Source organism: Pseudomonas sp. (genome assembly GCF_026224925.1).
Lineage (GTDB): Bacteria > Pseudomonadota > Gammaproteobacteria > Pseudomonadales > Pseudomonadaceae > Aquipseudomonas.
Genome location: NZ_JAMFRV010000718.1, coordinates 1 through 2,415, shown reverse-complemented (window position 1 = coordinate 2,415; position 2,415 = coordinate 1). Strand labels below are relative to the sequence as shown.

Annotated in this window: 3 protein-coding genes; all 3 read left to right on the top strand. The window is 58.9% G+C overall.

Annotated features, from left to right (window positions below; genetic code table 11):
* On the top strand, positions 1 to 204 hold a 204-nt coding region (locus M0974_RS29975), incomplete at its 5' end, for a hypothetical protein (RefSeq protein ID WP_297845514.1).
* Positions 204 to 1,679, top strand: coding sequence for an efflux transporter outer membrane subunit (locus tag M0974_RS29970; RefSeq protein ID WP_297845513.1), 1,476 nt, complete (start codon positions 204 to 206; stop codon positions 1,677 to 1,679). The genes M0974_RS29975 and M0974_RS29970, both read left to right, overlap by 1 nt.
* Positions 1,680 to 1,814: 135 nt before the next feature.
* Positions 1,815 to 2,415, top strand: a 601-nt coding sequence (locus M0974_RS29965) for an ABC transporter ATP-binding protein (protein ID WP_297845512.1), incomplete at its 3' end; no start/stop codon positions are given.

Sequence of the window (2,415 nt, the reverse complement as noted above, 5' to 3'; positions counted from 1 at the left end):
GCCATTCGCAATTTCAGTTTCGCAACCGGCGATGCAGCCCAAACTGCGCTCGGGCAAACCTATCAAACGCTCATTGCACAGGCGGGCTTTCTGGCATACATCGATGTGTTTTTCTACTGTGCCATGCTGGCATTCCTGTACGCGCCGTTTACGCTGTTGTTCTCGCCCGTCAAGAAGGCCGCCGGCGCCGGGGGAGGCCACTGATGCGTTACGCGAAACCAGCCGCCGCTTTGATCGCGCTTTGCAGTCTCGCGGGTTGCAAAGTCGGCCCGAATTTTCATGAGCCCAAGGAGACAGTGCCGGATCGTTATTCCGGCGCCTTGGACGACCGTGTAGCGGATTCGAAGCCGGACTCCAACTGGTGGCAACAATTCAATGATCCGAAGTTGGATGCGCTCGAAACGCAAGCGGCTGCGGGAAATCTCGACCTCAAGGCTGCTTTCCTGCGGATCGTTGAAGCCCGTGCCCAGGTCCAGCAGGCACGAGCCCAAGGATTGCCCTCCGTGAGTGGCACGGCCAGCTACAACCGCGAACAACTCGGTCTCGCGGGGATTTTGAAATCTCAGCACGTGGATGTCGGACCGACGGCCTCGCCGCTCGAAACGGGTCTGCTCAGTTCGCTGGAAAGTCCGGTGAACGTCTACCAGTTGGGCTTCGATGCGTCCTGGGAATTGGATCTGTTCGGCAAGGTGCGACGTTCGGTCGAAGCGGCCGTTGCACAGGGTCACTCAGTCGCCGAAGCCCGCAACGATCTTTTGGTTTCCCTCGAAGCCGAGGTTGCGCAGGAGTACTTTCAACTGCGCGCCTCACAGATGCTGCGCAAAATAACTTCGGATCAGATCAGCGCGCAGCACGATGTATACGAACTTACGCTGAGCCGTCAACAGAATGGGCTCGCCGGCGAGGCCGATGTCGACAGCGCCCTCGCGCAGTGGTCAACTTTGCGGTCGCAACTGCCCGCCTATGAGCAGCAGATTGCCGCTTCGAAGCATGCCCTTGCGGTATTGACCGGGCAAACGCCCGAGGCCCTCGATGACCAGTTTGGCGACAATGGCGCGTTGCCTGCTCTGCCGCATACCGTGCCCACAGGGCTGCCTGCCACCCTGGCACGGCGGCGCCCGGACATTCGAGAGTCGGAGGCTTCGCTCCATGCCGCTACCGCACAGGTCGGAGTTTCAGTCGCTTCCCTGTTCCCCGACGTATCGCTGACCGGCACCTTCGGCCTGCGCAACTTGAGCACTGGGTACCTGTTCGATTGGGACAGTCACTTCTATACAGTGGGTTCGGCCGTGTCCGTGCCAATTTTTCAAGGCGGTGCATTGGTGGCCAACGTCCGGCTATCGCGCGCAAAAGCCGCCGAGGCGGCGCTGCAGTATCGCAAGACCGTTTTGAGTGCTCTCCAGGAAGTCGAGGATGGACTGGTCAGCTTGACTCAAGACGCGGCGCGGACGAATTCTCTACAAGACTCGGTCGCTGCGGATCAAAAGGCGGTGAAAGTCGATCTCGATGCCTACCAGCACGGTTTGGCAACCTACATTTCCGTATTGACGCTACAAATCCAGACGGTTCAAGCCCAGCAGCAACTTGCACAGGCAGAACTTACGCAAAGCACCGACATGGTCAAGCTGTTCAAGGCCCTGGGCGGCGGCTGGGAAAACGCGGACCCCGTTAAGCCCTGACTCGAGATCGTCCCTGCAAAGGGCCGTTTCGGCCCCCCGCCACTTGCGCTGGCAGAGCAAAATGATGTTTAAGTCTAGTAGGCGCAGGCCGTCATGGGCACGCAGTCGGGAAACCAAACAAGAATGGGGATTTCAATGGCGCTCACCATCACCGGGCTTTCCAAGACCTATCCGAATGGTGTCAGGGCACTCAATAATCTATCGCTGAGCATCGGCAACAACATGTTCGGGTTGCTGGGACCGAATGGCGCCGGCAAGAGCTCACTGATGCGCACGATTGCCACACTGCAAGATCCGGACAGCGGCAGCATCGACCTGGACGGAATCGATGTGGTCAGGCAGAAAGGCGAGGTCCGGAAAATCCTGGGCTATTTGCCGCAGGAATTCGGCGTCTACCCCAAAATGTCGGCGCTCGAAATGCTGCATCACCTGGCCATCCTGAAGGGCATCGCCTCGCCTGGAGAACGCAAGGCCATGGTGGAGGCACTCCTCAATCAAACCAATCTGTGGGACGCGCGCAAGAAAGCTCTGTCCACCTACTCAGGAGGCATGAAACAGCGTTTCGGAATCGCCCAGGCGTTGTTGGCAAACCCCCGTCTCATCATCGTGGATGAGCCGACAGCCGGCCTCGACCCCGCCGAGCGGAACCGTTTTCTCAACTTGCTCTCTTCAATTGGCCGCAACGTCACGGTGATCCTCTCGACGCACATCGTCGATGACGTACGGGAATTGTGTC

Coding starts and splice junctions, on each gene's coding strand:
- M0974_RS29970 (WP_297845513.1), top strand. CDS start 204: ATGCGTTACGCGAAACCAGCCGCCGCTTTGATCGCGCTTTGCAGTCTC.